The organism is Stutzerimonas stutzeri, from assembly GCF_024448715.1.
Lineage (GTDB): Bacteria > Pseudomonadota > Gammaproteobacteria > Pseudomonadales > Pseudomonadaceae > Stutzerimonas > Stutzerimonas stutzeri_AR.
On sequence record NZ_JAMOHZ010000005.1, the window covers coordinates 357,899 to 376,685 of the forward strand.

Below are 18,787 nucleotides of genomic sequence, written 5' to 3' on the forward strand. Positions count from 1 at the left end.
GGATTGGCTAGCTAATGTCTGATTGTCGTGCAGGCTGAAGCTGATGTGCTGCGGGTTTCGGAACCACGGTGGGCCGGGCGGCGTTCCGCTTCAGCCCACCAGCAACCTCGCCCTGTTTTGGTGGGCTGAAGCCCACCCTACATAATCCCTGGCTGACGTCGGTACCGTAGGGTGGGCTTCAGCCCACCGACGCTGGCCAAGCGCAGTATCTTTACAGCCCCTGTTTCAGGCTCGCTTCGAGATACTCGTCAATATCCCCGTCCAGCACCTTGTCGCAGTCGCTGCGCTCGACGCTGGTACGCAAGTCCTTGATGCGCGACTGGTCGAGCACGTAGGAGCGAATCTGGTGGCCCCAGCCGATATCCGACTTGGTGTCTTCCAGCGCCTGGGACGCCGCGTTGCGCTTCTGGATTTCTTGCTCGTACAACCGGGCCCGCAGCATTTTCATGGCGGTGTCCTTGTTGGCGTGCTGAGAACGCTCGTTCTGGCAGCTGACCACGGTGTTGGTCGGCACGTGGGTGATACGCACCGCCGAGTCGGTGGTGTTGACGTGCTGACCACCGGCACCGGATGAACGGTAGGTGTCGATGCGCAGGTCGGCCGGGTTGATCTCGATCTCGATGTTGTCGTCGATTTCCGGCGAAACGAACACCGCTGTGAACGAAGTGTGGCGACGATTGCCGGAGTCGAACGGGCTCTTGCGCACCAGGCGGTGCACGCCGATCTCGGTTCGCAGCCAACCGAAGGCGTATTCGCCTTTGATGTGCAGCGTGGCGCCCTTGATGCCGGCGACTTCGCCTTCGGACAGTTCCATGATGGTGGCGTCGAAACCGTGCTTGTCGGCCCAGCGCAGGTACATGCGCAGCAGCATGTTGGCCCAGTCCTGGGCTTCGGTGCCGCCGGAACCGGCCTGGATGTCAAGGTAGGCGTTGTTGGGGTCCATTTCGCCGCTGAACATGCGGCGGAATTCCAGCCCTTCGAGAATGCCGCGCAGACGGTCCAGCTCAGCGGCTACGTCGTCCACGGCGCTCTGGTCGTCTTCTTCGACGGCCATGTCGAGTAGGTCGCGGGAGTCGGCCAGACTGCTTGTGAGGTCATCGATGGTTTCGACGATCAACGCCAGGGTGGCACGCTCGCGACCAAGATTCTGAGCGTACTCGGGGTTGTTCCAGACGTTGGGGTCTTCGAGTTCGCGGTTTACTTCGACGAGACGATCATGCTTTTGATCGTAGTCAAAGATACCCCCGAATTGACTGGGTGCGGTCGGACAGGTCCTTGATGCTGTTGAGGATCGGGTTGATTTCCATAGATAGGCAGCTCTCAATCGGACGGTGCGAAAAGCCGACGATTATAGCGCAGCAGGCCGTGGCTGACAGCCCATGCGAGGCCATCGACGCCGCTCTTGCAAGCCAAGCCGATCCCAGCAAAGGCGGCCATCGGACCGCCCCGGCGGCAATCAGGCGGAAACGCCGCGCACCTGGCTTTCCAGCTCGGCCTTGAGCTGCGCGTCGAGCTTGAGTTGCCGGGCCAGCTCGTCCAGGTAGGCGCGCTCCATGAAGTGCTCTTCATCCACCATCAGCACACTGGCCAGATACATTTCCGAGGCCATCTCCGGCGTAGTGGCGGCAGCGGCGACTTCAACCGGGTCCAACGGCTTGTTCAGCTCCGCTTCCAGCCAGCGTTTCAACTCTGGGTCATCGGTCAGCTGCGCCAATTCGGCCTCGATCATCTTGCGTTCCTGATCATCGACGTGGCCGTCAGCCTTGGCCGCAGCGACCAGCGCCTTGAGGATGCCACGGCTGTGCTCCTCGACCTGATCGGGCGGCAGTCGATCAACGGTTTTCGGCTCGGCCTGTGTAGCGCTCGCCTGCGCTGCGCCGGCCTGCTGTGCCTGCCAGTTGCCATAGGCTTTGTAGGCCAGCATGCCGAGCGCAGCTAGTCCGCCATAGGTCACCGCCTTGCCACCCAGGCGACGTCCACCCTTGCTGCCTAACAACATGCCGAGCGCGCCGGTCGCCAGTGCGCCACGCCCGACGCCACCGCCGCCACTTCCTCCAAGAATGCTGCCCAGAGGACCGCTGGCGCCAGCGAGCATGTCGCCGAGCGAACCGCTGCTCTTAGTGTTGCCCGGGCGCGTTACAGAGCCCTGCTGTTTCTGTAGGAGGTCCTGCCCGGATTTGAGCAGTTGATCGAGCAAACCGGAGGTCTTCATGAAATTACCTGCTTAACAAGGGATGGATTAGTCGAGCGAATCGGGAACTTGCCGAATCGGCGTGTTTCGATGAGCGGCGCGTAAGTACTGTGCAGGCCATGGCACCGAGCTTTCATGCAGATCCTCGGCGGCATGCAGCGGCCAATAGGGATCGCGCAACAACTCGCGGGCCAGCAGGATCAGATCGGCTTGCCCGGTGCGCAGAATGTGTTCGGCCTGAACCGCCTCGGTGATCATGCCGACGGTGCCGGTGGCGATGTCGGCCTCGCGTCGGACCTGTTCGGCAAACTGGGTCTGATAGCCGGGCCCGACCGGAATCTCGGCATTGACTGCGGTGCCGCCCGAGGACACGTCGATCAGATCCACTCCTAGCGTTTTAAGTCGCCGCGCCAGTTCTACGGTTTCTTCGGCGTTCCAGCCGTCCTGCACCCAGTCGGTCGCGGACAGGCGGACGAACAGGGGCAGCTCTTCCGGCCACACGGCTCTCACTGCCTCGGTCACTTCCAGTAGCAGACGGATACGGTTGTCGAAGGAGCCGCCATAGCCATCCTGACGTTGGTTGGACAGAGGCGAAAGGAACTGATGCAGCAAATAGCCGTGGGCGGCGTGCACTTCGGCGACCTTAAATCCTGCCGCCAGCGCTCGTTCGGCTGCACGCACGAAGGCCTGACTGACCTCGGCGATGCCGGTCTCGTCCAGCGCGGTGGGTACAGCGTGCTCCGGATCGAAGGCAATGGTCGACGGGCCGACCGGCGTCCAGCCGCCAGCTGCGATTGGCACGCTACCGTGCCGCCCAAGCCAAGGCTGCCAGGTGCTCGCCTTGCGCCCGGCATGCGCCAATTGAATACCGGCGACCGCGCCCTGGGCTTCGATGAAGCGCGTGATCCGGCGCAGCGGCTCGACATGCTCATCAGACCAGATGCCGAGATCTTCCGGTGAAATCCGCCCATCGGCGGTGACGGCGGTCGCCTCGATGATGACCAGCCCGGCGCCACCCACTGCGCGACTGCCGAGGTGCACCAGGTGCCAGTCGTTGGCCATGCCAGCCTTGGCCGAGTACTGGCACATGGGCGAAACGGCTATGCGATTGGGCAACGTCAACTGACGCAGGGTGAGCGGCTGAAAAAGCTGTGTCATGGAAACCTCGGCTGCGATGGATGCGGGTTGGACATCCCTCAGTACAGACTGTTTCGACGATCTTGCCTGGTCACAGCTGCGCTTGGTGGGCGAATCGGTGACTGCGTGTTGCGAAGGCCATGGAGTTTTGCGGGATGGCTGGTTGGCTTGCCCCGCTCTCCAAGCAGAAGTTGCTCCGTGCCGTGGCTGATTGGACTTGCATTGCGTATGGCAGAACCTAGCGTGAGGGTTTGCCTCGTTTCCCCTCACCCCAGCCCTCTCCCCGGAAGGGAGAGGGGGCTTGTTCCGTGTTGGTGTCAAGCGCGTGCTGGCTTCGCTCGTGCTTGCAGCACCTGACGCATCTGAGCTCAATTCGATGAGGTTCAGCGTGCTTTTTTTTGCCACCGTGCGCGCCGGGCGGATCGCTATCGCTCGTATCTGCGTCCAGTCCCCTCTCCCTGAGGGGAGAGGGTTAGGGTGAGGGGCAGCAGTTGGTAGCACCGCATAAGCATCCGCCCCACAAGATCGCCGGCTACGCCGCCTCCACCTGAACCGGCACACCATTAAGCGCAGCATTGCCGGACAGCGCATCAAGCTGTCGCTCATCAGTCAGGTCGTTGGCGCTGGCGCCCGGCTGGCTACTGGCGATGCCCATCCGCACGCCGGGGCGTCCGTGCCCCCAGCCATGAGGCAAGCTGACCACACCGGGCATCATCTCGTCGCTGGCGGCGACCTCCACTTCGATCATCCCGACCCGCGAGCGAACCCGCACGCGCTGGCCATCAAGTAACCCAAGTCGACTCAAATCCACGGGGTTCATCAACAGCTGATGGCGCGGCTTGCCTTTCACCAGGCGATGGTAGTTGTGCATCCAGGAATTATTACTGCGCACATGACGACGGCCGATCAATACCAGTTGATCCGCTTGCTGAGTGGGCGCCAAAGCAAAGCGTTTCAGGTCATTGAGAAACAGCTCCGGCGCCGCCTGGATACGCTGATTGGCGGTCTTCAGGCGAACGGCGAGGTTCGGTTTGAGCGCACCGAGATCGAGGCCGTGCGGGTAGTCGCGCAGCCTGGAGAGGCTCAATGCAAGCTCGCTGTGGTCGCCGTACGGCCCGGCGCGCAGGCCGAGGTCGATCATCTGTTCGGGCGCGATGGTCGGCTTGAGGTCACTACCGGTCCGCGCGGCAAAAGCCTGCGCCAGGCCGACAAAGATTTCCCAATCGTGCAGCGAACCGGCCGGCTTGCTCAGCACGGCCTCGTTGAAGCGAGTGACGTTGCGTACCGCGAACAGGTTAAACGTGGTGTCGTAGTGATCGTGTTCCAGCGGCGCCGTTGGCGGCAGGATCAGATCGGCGTAGCGAGTGGTTTCGTTGATATAGAAATCCACGCTGAGCATGAAATCCAGGCCGTCCAGCGTTTGCTCCAACTGCCGGCCGTTGGGCGTCGAAAGCACCGGATTACCCGCCACAGTTATCAACGCGCGAATCTGCCCTTCCCCTTCGGTGAGCATCTCTTCTGCCAGCGCCGATACAGGCAGCTCGCCGCCGTATTCCGGCAAGCCTGAAACCCGGCTCTGCCAGCGATAGAAATGCCCACCGGAGGTGTTGGCTACCAAGTCCACAGCAGGCTCGGTGCAGAGCGCGCCACCGACTCGATCCAGATTGCCGGTCACCAGATTGATCGATTGCACCAGCCATTGGCACAGCGTACCGAACGCCTGGGTCGATACGCCCATGCGGCCGTAGCAGACCGCCTTGTCCGCCGCAGCGAAATCGCGCGCCAGCTGGCGAATCTGCTCGGCCGGCACGCCGCAGCGCGGGCTCATCGCTTCAGCAGTGAACGGCGCCACGGTGGCGCGCAGCTCGTCGAGTCCATCCACCGGTAGATGACTGGTGCGGGTCAAATTCTCTTCGAACAGTGTGTTGAGCAGGCCGAAGAGCAGCGCGGCATCTTCGCCGGGGCGGACGAACAGGTGTTGATCGGCGATGGCAGCTGTTTCGCTACGGCGCGGGTCGACCACCACCAGCTTGCCGCCGCGCGCCTTCAACGCCTTGAGGCGCTTCTCCACATCCGGCACGGTCATGATGCTGCCGTTGGAGGCCAGCGGATTGCCGCCGAGAATCAGCATGAAATCGGTGTGATCGATATCAGGAATCGGGATCAGCAGGCCGTGGCCGTACATCATCAGGCTGGTCAGATGATGCGGCAGCTGATCGACAGAGGTCGCAGAAAAACGATTGCGGGTTTTCAGCTGACCGAGGAAATAGTTGCTATGGGTCATCAACCCATAGTTATGCACGCTGGGGTTGCCCTGATAGACCGCTACCGCGTTATTGCCATGAAGTTCGCGGATGCCGGCAAGACGCTCGGCCGCCAGCGCGAAGGCTTCGTCCCACTCAATGGCTTGCCATTCGTTGCCGACGCGGTGCATGGGATGGCGCAGGCGGTCCGGGTCGTTCTGGATATCCTGCAGGGCGACGGCTTTCGGGCAGATGTGACCACGACTGAAACTGTCCTGCGGATCGCCCTTGATCGAAACGATTTGCTCGCCGCGGGTTTCGATGGTCAGGCCACAGATGGCCTCGCACAGGTGGCACGCACGGTGGTGCCGGGTCGTTTCGCTCATCGCAGGCTCCAGAGATTGTTCTTGTAGTCCGAACACTCTAGGCGCGCTGCGATGGGTCAACAATCAATCAAGCCGTGACAAATGACGTTTGATTCAGCGGGCCGATCATCGGCCCGAACGAGCGGATCAGCGCGCTGCGATATGCGCCACCAGCAGCTGCACGCTTTCACGACCGCGAAATTCGTTGACGTCCAGCTTGTAGGCCAGATCCGCCCAGCGCACGGTGGGGTTGGGCCAGACGTCGCGATCAATATTGAAAGCGATACCGTCGAGGGTCAGCGAGCCGCATTCGCTCTTGAGCACCACCTTCAGATGTTTCTCGCCGACCAAACGCTGCTGAACCAGTTGGAACACGCCGTGGAACACCGGCTCGGGAAAATGCTGGCCCCAAGGGCCGGCGTTGCGCAGCGCTTTGGCCAGTTCCAGGTGAAATTCCTCGATGCTCAGCTGTCCGTCGGTAAGCAGGCGTCCAGTCAGATCGTCTTCGCATAGCTGGCGGCGCACCTCGGCATCGAACGCCGTGGCAAAGGCGCCGAAGTTTCCCTGCGGCAGTGAGAGGCCGGCCGCCATCGCATGGCCGCCGAATTTGCTGATCAGCCCGGGATGGCGCGCCGCAACCGCATCCAGCGCATCGCGGATATGAAAACCCGGCACCGAGCGCGCGGAGCCTTTGAGCAAACCATCGCCTGCGTCAGCGAACGCGATAGTAGGTCGGTGATAGCGCTCCTTCAGTCGCGAGGCGAGGATGCCAATAACGCCCTGATGCCAGTCCGGCTCGAACAGGCACAGGCCAAATGGCATATCTTCCAGCGGCAAATTCTTGAGCTGCGCCAGCGCTTCGCGCTGCATGCCCTGTTCGATGCCCTTACGGTCCTGATTGAGCTGATCGAGTTGCACGGCCATGTCGCGCGCCAGTGCTTCGTCTTCGCAGAGCAGGCACTCGATGCCCAGCGCCATGTCGTCCAGGCGCCCCGCCGCGTTCAATCGTGGTCCGAGGATGAAACCGAGATCGGTAGACGTGATGCGGTTGTGGTCGCGCCCAGCGACTTCAAGGATCGCGCGCAACCCAGGGCGCGCCCTCCCTGCGCGAATCCGCGCGAGCCCCTGATGCACGAGGATGCGGTTGTTGGCGTCCAGCGGCACCACGTCGGCGACGCTGCCCAGCGCGACCAGATCGAGCAGTTCGGCGAGATTTGGTTCGCTCCAACCGTTGCGGCTGAACCAGCCCGCCTCGCGCAAGCGTGCCCGCAGGGCCAGCAGCACGTAGAAAATAACCCCGACCCCGGCAATGCATTTGCTTGGAAAGGCGCACTCCGGCTGGTTGGGATTGACGATGGCATCGGCCGCCGGTAACTCGTGTCCCGGCAGATGGTGGTCGGTTACCAGCACCTTGAGACCTGCGGACTTGGCGGCGGCGACGCCGTCGACGCTGGATATCCCGTTATCCACGGTCACCAGCAAATCCGGTTGTCGTTCGAGCGCGACGGTAACGATTTCCGGCGTCAGCCCATAGCCATATTCGAAGCGATTCGGCACCAGATAATCGACATGCGCCGCGCCGAGCTGACGCAAGCCCAGCACGCCGACAGTACTGGCGGTGGCGCCATCGGCATCGAAATCACCGACGAAGAGGATGCGCTGACGCTTCTCAAGCGCCTCTACGAGCAACTCAACCGCATCATCAATGCCCTTGAGCTGTGCGTAAGGAATCAGCCGGGCGAGCCCCTTGTCCAGCTCTGCCACCGATTGCACACCGCGCGCGGCGTAGAGGCGCGTCAGCAGCGGCGGCAAGTCGCCCAGATCGGGCAGCAGTTCGGGTAACGGACGGGGTTCTATGCGCATCTGATGGCTATCCGGCTTGTAGCGAGGGGCAGTTCAAAGTGAAGTCGCGGCGCGCGCAGCCTGATCGTAAAGACCGGACATGGCACGCAGCATCCCGGCGAGACGGTGAATTTCTTCGGGGTCGATGTTGAGATTTTCGAACGACGCGATCAGACATTCGTGACGGATGTCGGCGTACTCCTGGCACAGCTCGCGCCCCTTGTCGGTGGTGCGATAGAACATTTCCTTGCCCTGCTTCTCGCCCTCGACCAGTCCGAGCTTGCCGAGCTTCTTCAGCGCGTAGGTCACGGTGTGAGTGTCTTCAATATTCAGCAACAGGCAGATATCCGCTTGTCGTTTGGCGCGCCCGCGGCTGGTGAGGTTATGCAGCACCATCACGTCCAGCGCATTCACTTCCACCGCGCCGGATGCCTTCATGCAGCGTTCCATCCAGCGCATCAACGCGGCGCTGGCAATGATGATGCCGTATTCAAGCTCGGATAATTCCTGCGACTGCTCGGCGAGATGCGCCGACGCCACGATGGACGATCGCAACGGGCGTGTGGATTTGGCGTCAACCATCTTGTGGACCATGAACTGAGAGGCGGCAGCGAGACCGGCGCCTTGGTGAATCGGGTCCGCAAGCATACAGCAATGTGCTCCAGAGAGACCGATCGACCCGTGTTCGATAAATATTTATTGATAAATCATAGATAATTTATCGTCGTAGTACTCATATCTCGTCCCGATGTACCGGGACCCGCCAGTTGCCAAAGAGGTCCTTATGAAATCCTTGCTTCTGAATTGCGATATCGGTGAAAGCTTCGGTGCCTGGACCATGGGCCTGGATGCCGAGGTCATGCCCTTTATCGATTGCGCCAACGTCGCGTGCGGCTTTCATGCCTCGGACCCGCAAATCATGCGCCGTACGGTGGCACTGGCGAAGCAGCACGACGTGCAGATCGGCGCGCACCCGGCGTATCCCGATCTGGTCGGCTTCGGCCGTCGCTCCATAGCCTGCAGACCGAAGGAAGTGGAGAACATGCTGCTTTACCAAATCGGCGCGCTGGACGGCATCTGCCGCGCCGAGGGCACCCAGGTTCGCTACGTCAAACCGCACGGCGCGCTGTACAACGACATGATGCGCCAGCCGGAACTGCTGCGCGCCGTGATGACCGCAATCGTCGCCTACGCTCCATCGCGGCCGTTGATGCTGATGTCCACGCGCTACAACAGTGGCGCGCAGACCTTGACCGACGAGCTGGGCGTAACGCTGTGGTTCGAGGTATTCGCCGACCGCGCCTATGACGCCGCCGGTATGCTGGTCTCGCGCGCCCTGCCCGGCGCCGTTCATCAGGATGCCGATACGGTCGCTGCGCAGGCCATGAGCCTGGCGAAGGGCGAAGCCCTGACCGCCAGCGACGGCAGCGCGTTGATCCTGCGCGCAGATACGCTCTGCGTGCATGGCGACAATGCTGGCTCGATAGCCGCGGTGCAACGCATTCGCCAAGCACTGCAGGGCCTGGCGGAATGAACCCGCGAATCGAAGTCGTCAGCATCGATAGCTTGATGCTGCGCCTGTTCGACGAAATCGACGAAGCGCATATGCCCTGGCTGCTAGCGGCGGCCAAACGTCTGCGCGAAGCCTTCGGCCCGGCCTTGATCGATCTGGTGCCCTCCTACACCACGCTGCTGGTGCACTACGACCTGGTGCAGTTGGATGGCTGCCAAGCCCGCGCCTGTATCGCCGAGGCATTGCATCAGTTGCAGCCGGACGCCAGCAGCGACGCACGCGAGCTCGGCGTGGTGTTGTCCTTCGACGCGCTGCTGCGATTCTGGCAATCCTAAACCTCCTTGGGGCAGCGACGCGCTCAGCCGCGCTCGCCGATCAGCCACTCCAGCGGCACTTCGTGCTGGCCGCGCTCGTCGGTGATGAACAACGCGCCTTCGCTGATCATGACGCTCCAGTTGATTGCGCGCGGCAGATCAAGCGCCACGGTTTCAAGCGCCTCCTGCCCGACCGCAACGACGTTGATCTTCTTCAGGCTGCGTACGCTGTCCAACACCTTGGTCTGCCATACCCGCAAATTGCCGTAGGCGACGAGGCTGAAACGCTCGGTACGACGTGAGCACCAAGTGATGCGCTCTGCATCCGGCTGGCCGACCTCGATCCAGTGCAGTACACGGTCATCCAGGCTCTTTTCCCAAAGGGCCGGCTCATCCACATCCGACAGCCCCCGGCCGAACGCCAACTGTTCGTCATACCAGAGCACGTAAGCGATAAGGCGTGCGGCTAGGCGCTCCTCGGTTTCCGACGGATGCCGGGCAACGGTGAAACGCAGATCCTGATAAACGTGGCGGTCCAGATCAGTGAGGTTGATCTCGACTTTATAGGGTGTGGCTTGCAGGGCCATGACGGCTCCAGGTGCGAAAAAGGAGACGCAGTTTAGCGCATAGCGATCCAAGTCTTGCATTGGCAGGCAACGCCGGAACCCTGCAAATCGTCCGCTAGGTGCCAAACTCTAGATACCGCCTCTTGAGCCGAAACTGGCAGCAGCACTCCCGACGAACGTTCTTTGACAATCATTCTCATTCTGTTTAGCATCTCAACCCAACAGCAGACCCAACGGGTAGTTCTTATGTACGTGTGTCTTTGCCAGGGTGTAACCGACGGTCAGATTCGTGAAGCGATTTACGAAGGCTGCTGCAGCTATCGTGAAGTACGCGAAGCCACCGGTGTCGCCACCCAATGCGGCAAGTGCGCGTGTGTAGCCAAGCAAGTCGTACGCGAAACGCTAAGCAATGCGCAGAGCGCCCAGGCATCCCTCGCCTATCCCGCAGCTTTCGTTCCGGCCTGAATAGGCGCATTTCCTAAGCCGGGCTTATGCCCGGCTTTTTTCTGCCTGAAAATCAAGATGTTGCTTTCTAGTCGCGGAACAGAAGTATTCTTATTCGGTTTTACCCTTTTGCATTCAATGACTTAGGTTTGACAGCCGGATTATTCGTGGCCAGACTGCTTTGAATTAACGTTCCCGATTCGAAGCAGGCACCGACATGAAAGGCGACAAGCTAGTCATTCAGCATCTCAACAAGATCCTCGGCAACGAACTGGTCGCCATCAACCAGTACTTTTTGCATGCCCGCATGTACGAAGACTGGGGTCTGGGCAAGCTCGGCAAGCATGAATACGACGAATCCATCGACGAGATGAAGCATGCCGACAAGCTAATCAAGCGCATCCTTTTTCTCGAAGGTCTGCCCAACCTGCAGGATCTCGGCAAGCTTTTGATCGGCGAAAACACCCGCGAAATGCTGGACTGCGATCTCAAGCTCGAACAAGGCGGCATTCAGGACCTGAAGGTTGCGATCGCCTACTGCGAGAGCGTGGGTGACTACGGCACCCGCGAACTGCTGGAAGACATTCTCGAGTCCGAGGAAGAACACATCGACTGGTTGGAAACTCAGCTGAGTCTCATCGACAAAGTCGGCATGGAAAACTACCTGCAATCACAGATGGACGAATAGCGATCTGCCTGCAGTGCAAACGGGAGCCATCGGGCTCCCGTTTTCTTTTATGCAAGCCCACCGTTCAACTTCTGATCGCAGAGGTGTGGGAGGCTTCAGCGACTCGGAATCGCAACCACAAAAAACCCGCCGTTCGGCGGGTTTGGCAGCGCGGCGCGATCAGGCGCCAGCTTTCTGAACGGCTTCCTTGATCAATGGCTGCAGCTCACCTTTCTCGAACATTTCCAGAATGATGTCGCTACCGCCGACCAGCTCACCATCGACCCACAGTTGCGGGAAGGTCGGCCAGTTGGCGTACTTCGGTAGATTGGCGCGGATTTCAGGATTTTGCAGGATGTCGACGTAGGCGAACTTCTCGCCGCAGCCCATCACCGCCTGGGTCGCGCGCGCGGAGAACCCGCACTGTGGCGCGTTGGGCGAGCCTTTCATGTAAAGCAGCACCGGGTTCTTTTCGATCTGCTCTTTGATGGTTTCGATGATATCCATGGGGCACCTCGGCTAGTCACGGTTGGCGCGCATTGTACAGAACAGCACCATAAAAGCCGAGTCGCGAGCTCGGTTTTTATCGGCCGAAGCGGGCGGAGAGCCGCTTGCGATCCACGTCATTGGTGCGCTGAGGCCGATTTGCGCCTGCGAAGGCTTTCTGGATAAGATCTCGCCTTTCCCGTTTCGTCGCTTCTCGTGCGACCCCCTGTCGTAGGCCCCTCCTTTTTCGTTGAAAAACTTCCGGCCTCGACTGCGGCAATAAAGGTAGTTGATATGAGCGCAAGGCATTTTCTCTCACTGATGGACTGCACGCCCCAGGAGCTCATCGGCCTGGTTCGTCGCGGCATCGAGCTGAAGGATCTGCGCGAGCGCGGCATTCTGTTCGAACCGCTGAAGAATCGCGTGCTGGGAATGATTTTTGAAAAAGCCTCGACACGCACTCGACTCTCTTTCGAAGCGGGGATGATTCAGCTCGGTGGCCAGGCCATATTCCTCTCGCCTCGCGACACTCAGCTGGGTCGCGGCGAGCCGATCAGCGATTCAGCCATCGTTATGTCGAGCATGCTCGATGCGGTCATGATCCGTACCTTTGCTCACGCCACGCTGACCGAATTCGCTGCACACTCATCGGTGCCAGTCATCAATGGCCTTTCTGACGATTTACACCCATGCCAGTTGTTGGCTGACATGCAGACCTTTCACGAACACCGCGGCAGCATCGCCGGCAAAAAGGTCGCCTGGGTCGGTGACGGCAACAACATGTGCAACTCCTATATGGAGGCCGCCATTCAGTTCGACTTCCAGTTGCGTATCGCCTGCCCTGAAGGCTACGAGCCCAAGGCCGGACTCCTGGCTCAGGCCGGTGACCGTGTGCAGATATTCCGTGACCCGCGCGAAGCGGTGAACGGAGCGCACCTCGTCAGCACCGACGTCTGGGCTTCGATGGGTCAGGAAGATGAAGTGGCGGCACGTATTGCCACCTTCCGCCCCTATCAGATAGACCGCGCTTTGCTTGATGTAGCGGCTGATGACGTGCTGTTCATGCACTGCCTGCCGGCTCACCGCGGCGAAGAAATCAGCAACGACCTGCTCGATGACCCGCGCTCGGTAGCCTGGAATCAAGCCGAGAACCGCCTGCACGTGCAGAAGGCATTGCTTGAGTTTTTGGTCGAGCCTGCCTACCACCACGCATGAGCCATCAATCACTCCTGCACCTGCGCAACCTGGATTGCGGCTACGGCGGGCAGAGCGTCGTACAGAGCCTCAATCTGCATTTGAATCGCGGTGACATCGGTTGCCTGCTCGGGCCGTCCGGCTGTGGCAAGACCACCACGCTGCGCGCCATCGCCGGCTTCGAGCACGTTAACGAAGGCGAGATTCAGCTGGGCGACGCCGTGCTTTCACGGCGCGGTTTTACCCTAGCGCCGGAAAAGCGTCGGATCGGCATGGTGTTTCAGGACTACGCCCTGTTTCCGCACCTGACGGTGGCAGACAACATTGCATTCGGTATCCGCAAGCATCCGCATTGCCAGCGTATCGTCCGGGAAATGCTGGACCTGGTGCACCTCACACCGCTGAGCAAGCGTTACCCGCACGAGCTGTCAGGTGGCCAGCAGCAACGCGTCGCCCTCGCCCGCGCGCTTGCACCGGAGCCGGAACTGCTCCTACTCGACGAGCCCTTCTCCAACCTTGACGGCGATTTGCGCCGCCGCTTGAGCCATGAGGTGCGAGAAATCCTTAAGGCACGCGGCACCAGCGCGATCCTGGTGACCCACGATCAGGAAGAGGCCTTCGCCGTCAGCGATCAGGTCGGGGTGTTCAAGGATGGTCGCCTCGAACAATGGGATACGCCGTACAATCTCTACCACGAGCCGTTCACGCCTTTCGTCGCAAGCTTTATCGGGCAGGGTTATTTCATCCGCGGCCAATTGATCGACCCGGAAACGGTCCAGACCGAGCTTGGAGTTATCCGCGGCAACCGCGCCTACACCATGCCTCCCGGTAGCTCGGTGGATGTTCTGCTGCGTCCGGACGACATCGTCTACTCGCCGCAGAGCTCGCTCAAGGCGCTTATCGTCGGTAAGACTTTCCTCGGTGCGTCGACGCTGTATCGTCTGCAACTGCCGACCGGCAATCTGCTCGAAGGCATTTTTCCCAGCCACGCCGACTACCCGACCGGACAGGAAGTCGGCATTGCCATCGCCGCCGATCATCTGGTGGTTTTCCCCGCGCAAGGCAGTGTCGCCGCCCATGAAAAGCTGCCGGAAGCCGGTGTGCGCCGCTATAGCAGCAACGTATAACCTGTACAGCGCTCAGCCGTCCGCTGGACTCTGTGTGGCATTTTCACTGCGGAGCTTGAGGCGGCGTATACGAAAGAATTCGCTCAGCGCTGCGCTGCACGCTTCGATCATCACCCCGCCCTCGATCAGTACTCGGTGGTTGAGAAAGTCCTGCGAGAAGAATTGACCGCGGCTGACCGCAACACCGGCCTTGGGCTCGGTAGCGCCATAAACCACACGTTGGATACGTGAGTGCACAATCAGGCCGGCGCACATGCTGCAAGGCTCCAGCGTCACATACAACGTGCTGCCAGGCAGCCGGTAGTTCTCCACCGCCAGCGCGGCATCACGGATAGCAACCATCTCGGCGTGGGCGCTGGGGTCATGGCGCGAAATCGGACAGTTGAAGCCACGACCGATGACTTCGCCGTTCTGCACCAACACCGCACCCACCGGCACCTCGCCAAGCCGCGCCCCTTCGGCGGCCAGCGCCAGCGCTTCACGCATGAAGTCCTCGTCACGAGAACGGTCGATGATCATAAGTCTTTTCATTCAAACTCAGCTTCAGTCGCCCTCACTTTACCTTTTCACTTTTCACGTTCGGCTTGCAGCGGCCTCAAACCACTTCGATCGCCGCCATCAGACCGGTTTCCATATGGTCGATGACGTGGCAATGGAACATCCATACGCCGGGATTATCCGCTACTAGAGCGATTCGCGCCGTCTCGTTCTTGCCCAGCAGGTAGGTATCGGTGAACCAGGGCTCGATCCGTTTGCGATTGGAAGAGATGACCTTGAAGGTCATGCCGTGCAAATGGATTGGATGCTGGTACTGGCTGAGATTGCGCAGCTCGAATATGTAGTGACCATTTTTTCTCAACGTCGCGATCGGCCGATCCGCACAGGTTTTGTCATTGATGTCCCAAGCCTGACCGTTGATCTGCCAGAAGGTGAAAGCGTCGCCTTGCCCCGCATCGCTGGACAAGGTGCCTGCCCATTCGAAGTTGAAACGCAGGGTTTCTGCCTGCTGCAGATCAGGCTCGATGATCGGATTAGGTGGCAGTGGTGCCGGCCATTCTCCCTCAACCTCGTTAGTGCTCGTGGATGCGAGCGTAGCCAGCCGCAGCGGCCCGTTGCGCAGGGATAGCTGTTGTCCTGGTGGCGGCACCTTCAACGCCAGGTCGATGCGCATGCCCGGGCCCAGCCAGTAGCTTTTGCCGAGCGGCCGCGGACTGATCGGATTGCCATCGAGCGCGTAAATGCGTGCCTCCCCATCCGAGAGATTGATTCGATAGGTCAGCGTGTTATCGAGATTGATGATACGCAAGCGTACTACCTGCCCGGCTGGCAACTCCAACGTTGGTGCATGCTCACCGTTGACTGTCGAGAGCACGCCCGGCGTGCCGCCACGCGCGGCCTCGCGCGGCACGCTGAAATCAGTGAATGCGCCTTGTTTGTCGACATGCCAGCTCTTCAGACTCAGCGTTTGCTCATGGCGGAAGCCGCTCGGCTCGCGCTCCTCGACGATCAGCGGACCAACCAGCCCACGCCCCAGCTGTTCGGCGCTGGTCGTGTGCGGGTGATACCAGAAGCTACCCGCATCAGGCACCTGAAACAGATAGTCGAAGGACTCGCCAGGCAACACCGGCAGCTGCGACACGTAGGGCACTCCGTCCATGTTCAATGGCAAGCGGATGCCATGCCAGTGGATGGTCGTGGGCTCCGGCAGATGGTTAATGAAGCGCACCCGCAACCAATCACCCTGCCGCGCGCGCAGCTCCACGCCAGGCGCTTGCCCACCGTAGCACCAGGCTGGCGTCTGTTGCCCCGCAATCAATTCGAGATCCTGTGGCGCGGCGATCAGCTCATAGTCATGAGTGACGGAATCAGAGGGCCGGCCCAACCAATAGCGTGCACCACCACCTGCAACACCCAAGACTGCCAACCCGGCGAGTCCCGTCAACAGCTTTCGTCGTGTAAACCTCATTCTTCCTTCCATAAAAAACGGTCGCGAGCCTCATCGACCTTCCGCAGCCGAAAAAGGAATCTCTCGCATTTGCATCATGCTACAGCTTCCGAACCGAACGAACACCTGCCCCAGACGAAACCCGCGAACCCTAGCCGCCAATTACCCCTCTATTGCAAGAGACCTTTACAGCACTCGCGACCGGAGGCCCCATGCACATCACAGCTACCCATGCCAAAGGCGAAGTCACTCGAGGCATCGTCTGGCTCGCCCGTAGCGGCTACGCCGCACGAGGCGTCGTCTATCTGATCGTCGGCTTATTCGCGTTCATGGCCGGCATCGGCAGCGGAGACACCGTTGGGACCAAGGGCGCGATACAGCAATTGTTGGGGCAACCGTTTGGCGAAACCTTGCTCTGGATCATGGTCGTTGGCCTTGTGGCCTACGTAGCGTGGCGCCTGACTCAGGCCATAACCGATCCGGAGGGGCACGGCAGCGATGCCAAGGGGCTGATGATACGAGCCGGACTGATTGGCAGCGCCATCGCCTATACCCTGCTTGCGCTATTCACCCTCGGCCTGCTCGGCAGCTCTATTGGAGAATCCGCCGGGAGCGGTGGCGGCGGCTCCGGCAGTGGCGACTTCCTCTCCAGTCTGCTCGGCTGGAAATACTCGAATTATCTGGTCTATCTCGTGGCGCTGGTTCCGCTTGTCGTCGGTATCGCTCACATCGTCAAAGGCTGGAAAGCCAAGTTCGAAAAGTATTTCTACGCTTCCGAACATGTCATGCGCTGGGTTCGGCCGATCTCACGTATTGGTCTGATCGCTCGCGGGGTTGCCTTCCTGATCGTTGCCGGCCTGCTGTTCAGCGGGGGCGCTCGCTACGAACCCACCAACCCACCTGGAATCGAAGACGCGTTAAACGCACTGCAGAGCCTGCCATTCGGCACCTTCTGGCTGTCGCTGGTAGGCCTCGGGCTGGTCGCCTTCGCCGTCTACAGCTTTTCCGAAGCGATCTGGCGCCGTATCGACATGCCAGCCGTCATGCACTGACCTCCCGAAAATAAAAACCCCGGCGTACCGGGGCTTCTATTTTCAGCGAATCGACCCGTCGATCACTCCCACTCGATGGTGGCAGGCGGTTTGCTCGACACGTCATAGGTGACGCGCGAGATGCCTTCGATTTCGTTGATGATGCGGTTGGAAACCTTCTCCAGCAGCTCGTAAGGCAGATGTGCCCAACGCGCGGTCATGAAGTCGATAGTTTCTACCGCACGCAGGGCGACGACCCAAGCGTAGCGGCGGCCATCACCGACCACACCCACCGACTTGACCGGCTGGAACACCACGAAGGCCTGGCTGGTCTTGTGGTACCAGTCGAAGTTGCGCAGTTCCTGAATGAAGATGTGGTCGGCACGACGCAGCAGGTCCGCGTACTCCTTCTTCACTTCGCCAAGGATGCGTACACCCAGACCCGGCCCTGGGAAAGGGTGGCGATACACCATGTCGTACGGCAGGCCCAGCTCCAGGCCGATCTTGCGCACCTCGTCCTTGAACAGCTCACGCAGCGGCTCGACCAGCTTGAGGTTCATTTCCTCCGGCAGGCCGCCAACGTTGTGGTGCGACTTGATCACGTGCGCCTTGCCGCTCTTGGCACCGGCGGACTCGATGACGTCCGGGTAGATAGTGCCTTGAGCAAGGAACTGGATGTTGTCGAGCTTGCTGGCCTGCGCATCGAAGACGTCGATGAAGGTGCGGCCAATGATCTTGCGCTTCTTTTCCGGGTCGGCTTCGCCGGCGAGGTTGTCGAGGAACTGCGCTTCGGCATCGGCGCGGATCACCTTGACGCCCATGTTCTCGGCGAACATCGCCATAACCTGATCGCCTTCGTGCAGACGCAGCAGGCCGTTATCGACGAACACGCAGGTCAGCTGATCACCGATGGCCTTGTGCAGCAGCGCTGCCACCACCGAAGAATCGACACCGCCGGACAAGCCCAGCAGCACATTGGCCGAGCCGACCTGGGTGCGAACCTGCTCGACCAGATCGTCGACGATGTTGGATGGCGTCCACAGCGCTTCGCAGCCGCAGATTTCCAGCAGGAAGCGCGACAGGATGCGCCCGCCCTGACGGGTGTGGGTCACTTCCGGATGGAACTGCACGCCGTAGTAGCCACGGACGTCGTCGCCCATCGCGGCGATCGGGCAGCTCGGGGTGCTGGCGAGGATATGGAAGCCTTCCGGCAGGTTGGTCACCTTATCGCCGTGGCTCATCCACACGTCGAGGCCGAACACGCCATCGTCATCCATGTGGTCTTCGATACCGTCGAACAGCTTGGACTTGCCGACCAGATCGACGCGCGCATAGCCGAACTCACGCTCGTCCGAACCCTGTACCTTGCCGCCAAGCTGCTCGGACATGGTCTGCATGCCATAACAGATACCAAACAGCGGCACTTTCAGATCGAACACTGCCTGCGGCGCGCGCGGGCTACCTTCGGCGTGTACCGACTCCGGACCGCCGGCGAGGATGATTCCGCGCGGATTGAATTCGCGGATGTCTTCATCGCTCATGTCGAACGGGTGCAACTCGCAGTAGACGCCAAGCTCACGCACGCGCCGGGCGATCAACTGGGTGTACTGGGAACCGAAATCGAGAATCAGGATGCGGTGGGCGTGGATGTCTTGATGAGACATGGGCTTTCCTTCGGAAAGAGCTTGAAGCTGAAAGCCGGAAGCTGGAAGTGCAAGCTGA

Annotated in this window: 17 protein-coding genes and 1 pseudogene; 7 read left to right on the forward strand and 11 right to left on the reverse strand. The window is 60.6% G+C overall.

Features of this window, described 5'->3' with window-relative positions:
- Positions 1-211 precede the first annotated feature (211 nt).
- From prfB to NAV33_RS13545, 6 genes are all read right to left on the reverse strand, one after another.
- Positions 212-1,307 (reverse strand): peptide chain release factor 2 gene (prfB, locus tag NAV33_RS13520; protein WP_255980840.1). Its coding sequence is split into 2 segments (ribosomal slippage): positions 212-1,234 and positions 1,236-1,307, totalling 1,095 coding nucleotides; the frame shifts between segments, so codons are not numbered across the junction.
- 149 nt (positions 1,308-1,456) lie between these two features.
- Positions 1,457-2,212, reverse strand: a complete 756-nt coding sequence (locus NAV33_RS13525; RefSeq protein ID WP_255980842.1) for a tellurite resistance TerB family protein — start codon at positions 2,210-2,212, stop codon at positions 1,457-1,459.
- Between the two features lie 27 nt (positions 2,213-2,239).
- The gene (locus tag NAV33_RS13530) at positions 2,240-3,349 is read right to left on the reverse strand and encodes an NADH:flavin oxidoreductase/NADH oxidase (RefSeq protein WP_255980844.1); all 1,110 of its coding nucleotides are present in this window, start codon (positions 3,347-3,349) and stop codon (positions 2,240-2,242) included.
- Between the two features lie 511 nt (positions 3,350-3,860).
- Complete coding sequence (locus tag NAV33_RS13535; RefSeq protein ID WP_255980846.1) at positions 3,861-5,957, reverse strand: molybdopterin oxidoreductase family protein; 2,097 nt, start codon at positions 5,955-5,957, stop codon at positions 3,861-3,863.
- Between the two features lie 126 nt (positions 5,958-6,083).
- Complete coding sequence (gene recJ, locus NAV33_RS13540) at positions 6,084-7,799, reverse strand: single-stranded-DNA-specific exonuclease RecJ (protein ID WP_255980848.1); 1,716 nt, start codon at positions 7,797-7,799, stop codon at positions 6,084-6,086.
- A gap of 33 nt (positions 7,800-7,832) precedes the next feature.
- Positions 7,833-8,360, reverse strand: a complete 528-nt coding sequence (locus NAV33_RS13545; RefSeq protein WP_336605395.1) for a winged helix DNA-binding protein — start codon at positions 8,358-8,360, stop codon at positions 7,833-7,835.
- A gap of 202 nt (positions 8,361-8,562) precedes the next feature.
- Here NAV33_RS13545 and NAV33_RS13550 point away from each other — a divergent pair, with 202 nt between their 5' ends.
- Positions 8,563-9,312, forward strand: coding sequence for a 5-oxoprolinase subunit PxpA (locus NAV33_RS13550; protein ID WP_255980852.1), 750 nt, complete (start codon positions 8,563-8,565; stop codon positions 9,310-9,312).
- Positions 9,309-9,584 (forward strand): annotated as a pseudogene (locus NAV33_RS13555) (carboxyltransferase domain-containing protein); the annotation flags it as partial. The gene NAV33_RS13550 and the pseudogene NAV33_RS13555, both read left to right, overlap by 4 nt.
- 65 nt (positions 9,585-9,649) lie before the next feature.
- On the opposite strand, the gene NAV33_RS13560 reads toward NAV33_RS13555, so the two are convergent.
- Positions 9,650-10,192: a YaeQ family protein gene (locus tag NAV33_RS13560; protein WP_255980854.1), complete on the reverse strand. Its 543-nt coding sequence runs from the start codon at positions 10,190-10,192 to the stop codon at positions 9,650-9,652.
- 225 nt (positions 10,193-10,417) lie between these two features.
- On the opposite strand from NAV33_RS13560, the gene NAV33_RS13565 reads away from it, so the two are divergent.
- Positions 10,418-10,636 carry a bacterioferritin-associated ferredoxin gene (locus NAV33_RS13565; protein ID WP_255980856.1) on the forward strand — a complete coding sequence of 73 codons (219 nt, stop codon included), beginning with the start codon at positions 10,418-10,420 and terminating at the stop codon, positions 10,634-10,636.
- Positions 10,637-10,832: 196 nt separating this feature from the next.
- Complete coding sequence (gene bfr, locus NAV33_RS13570; protein WP_255980858.1) at positions 10,833-11,303, forward strand: bacterioferritin; 471 nt, start codon at positions 10,833-10,835, stop codon at positions 11,301-11,303.
- Positions 11,304-11,462: 159 nt separating this feature from the next.
- Here the strand turns inward: bfr and grxD are convergent, their stop codons facing one another.
- Positions 11,463-11,789, reverse strand: coding sequence for a Grx4 family monothiol glutaredoxin (gene grxD, locus NAV33_RS13575; RefSeq protein ID WP_025242580.1), 327 nt, complete (start codon positions 11,787-11,789; stop codon positions 11,463-11,465).
- 273 nt (positions 11,790-12,062) lie between these two features.
- Here grxD and argF point away from each other — a divergent pair, with 273 nt between their 5' ends.
- Together argF and NAV33_RS13585 are read left to right on the forward strand one after the other, a co-directional pair.
- Positions 12,063-12,983: an ornithine carbamoyltransferase gene (gene argF, locus NAV33_RS13580; RefSeq protein ID WP_255980860.1), complete on the forward strand. Its 921-nt coding sequence runs from the start codon at positions 12,063-12,065 to the stop codon at positions 12,981-12,983.
- A complete protein-coding gene (locus tag NAV33_RS13585; protein WP_255980862.1) occupies positions 12,980-14,089 on the forward strand; it encodes an ABC transporter ATP-binding protein in 1,110 nt (369 codons plus the stop codon). Before argF ends, NAV33_RS13585 begins: the two co-directional genes overlap by 4 nt.
- A 12-nt stretch (positions 14,090-14,101) precedes the next feature.
- Here NAV33_RS13585 and tadA read toward each other — a convergent pair whose 3' ends face one another.
- Both tadA and NAV33_RS13595 read right to left on the reverse strand, forming a co-directional pair.
- Positions 14,102-14,620, reverse strand: a complete 519-nt coding sequence (gene tadA / locus NAV33_RS13590; RefSeq protein ID WP_255980864.1) for a tRNA adenosine(34) deaminase TadA — start codon at positions 14,618-14,620, stop codon at positions 14,102-14,104.
- A gap of 64 nt (positions 14,621-14,684) precedes the next feature.
- Positions 14,685-16,055, reverse strand: coding sequence for a multicopper oxidase family protein (locus NAV33_RS13595; RefSeq protein WP_255980866.1), 1,371 nt, complete (start codon positions 16,053-16,055; stop codon positions 14,685-14,687).
- Positions 16,056-16,246: 191 nt separating this feature from the next.
- Here NAV33_RS13595 and NAV33_RS13600 point away from each other — a divergent pair, with 191 nt between their 5' ends.
- On the forward strand, positions 16,247-17,086 hold the full coding sequence (locus NAV33_RS13600) for a DUF1206 domain-containing protein (RefSeq protein ID WP_255980868.1): 840 nt from the start codon (positions 16,247-16,249) through the stop codon (positions 17,084-17,086).
- 62 nt (positions 17,087-17,148) lie between these two features.
- On the opposite strand, the gene guaA is transcribed toward NAV33_RS13600, so the two are convergent.
- Entirely contained in the window at positions 17,149-18,729 is a 1,581-nt protein-coding gene (gene guaA / locus NAV33_RS13605) for a glutamine-hydrolyzing GMP synthase (RefSeq protein ID WP_255980870.1), read from the reverse strand.
- Positions 18,730-18,787: the final 58 nt, after the last annotated feature.

Coding starts and splice junctions, on each gene's coding strand:
- NAV33_RS13525 (WP_255980842.1), bottom strand. CDS start 2,212: ATGAAGACCTCCGGTTTGCTCGATCAACTGCTCAAATCCGGGCAGGAC.
- NAV33_RS13530 (WP_255980844.1), bottom strand. CDS start 3,349: ATGACACAGCTTTTTCAGCCGCTCACCCTGCGTCAGTTGACGTTGCCC.
- NAV33_RS13535 (WP_255980846.1), bottom strand. CDS start 5,957: ATGAGCGAAACGACCCGGCACCACCGTGCGTGCCACCTGTGCGAGGCC.
- recJ (WP_255980848.1), bottom strand. CDS start 7,799: ATGCGCATAGAACCCCGTCCGTTACCCGAACTGCTGCCCGATCTGGGC.
- NAV33_RS13545 (WP_336605395.1), bottom strand. CDS start 8,360: ATGGTTGACGCCAAATCCACACGCCCGTTGCGATCGTCCATCGTGGCG.
- NAV33_RS13550 (WP_255980852.1), top strand. CDS start 8,563: ATGAAATCCTTGCTTCTGAATTGCGATATCGGTGAAAGCTTCGGTGCC.
- NAV33_RS13560 (WP_255980854.1), bottom strand. CDS start 10,192: ATGGCCCTGCAAGCCACACCCTATAAAGTCGAGATCAACCTCACTGAT.
- NAV33_RS13565 (WP_255980856.1), top strand. CDS start 10,418: ATGTACGTGTGTCTTTGCCAGGGTGTAACCGACGGTCAGATTCGTGAA.
- bfr (WP_255980858.1), top strand. CDS start 10,833: ATGAAAGGCGACAAGCTAGTCATTCAGCATCTCAACAAGATCCTCGGC.
- grxD (WP_025242580.1), bottom strand. CDS start 11,789: ATGGATATCATCGAAACCATCAAAGAGCAGATCGAAAAGAACCCGGTG.
- argF (WP_255980860.1), top strand. CDS start 12,063: ATGAGCGCAAGGCATTTTCTCTCACTGATGGACTGCACGCCCCAGGAG.
- NAV33_RS13585 (WP_255980862.1), top strand. CDS start 12,980: ATGAGCCATCAATCACTCCTGCACCTGCGCAACCTGGATTGCGGCTAC.
- tadA (WP_255980864.1), bottom strand. CDS start 14,620: ATGAAAAGACTTATGATCATCGACCGTTCTCGTGACGAGGACTTCATG.
- NAV33_RS13595 (WP_255980866.1), bottom strand. CDS start 16,055: ATGAGGTTTACACGACGAAAGCTGTTGACGGGACTCGCCGGGTTGGCA.
- NAV33_RS13600 (WP_255980868.1), top strand. CDS start 16,247: ATGCACATCACAGCTACCCATGCCAAAGGCGAAGTCACTCGAGGCATC.
- guaA (WP_255980870.1), bottom strand. CDS start 18,729: ATGTCTCATCAAGACATCCACGCCCACCGCATCCTGATTCTCGATTTC.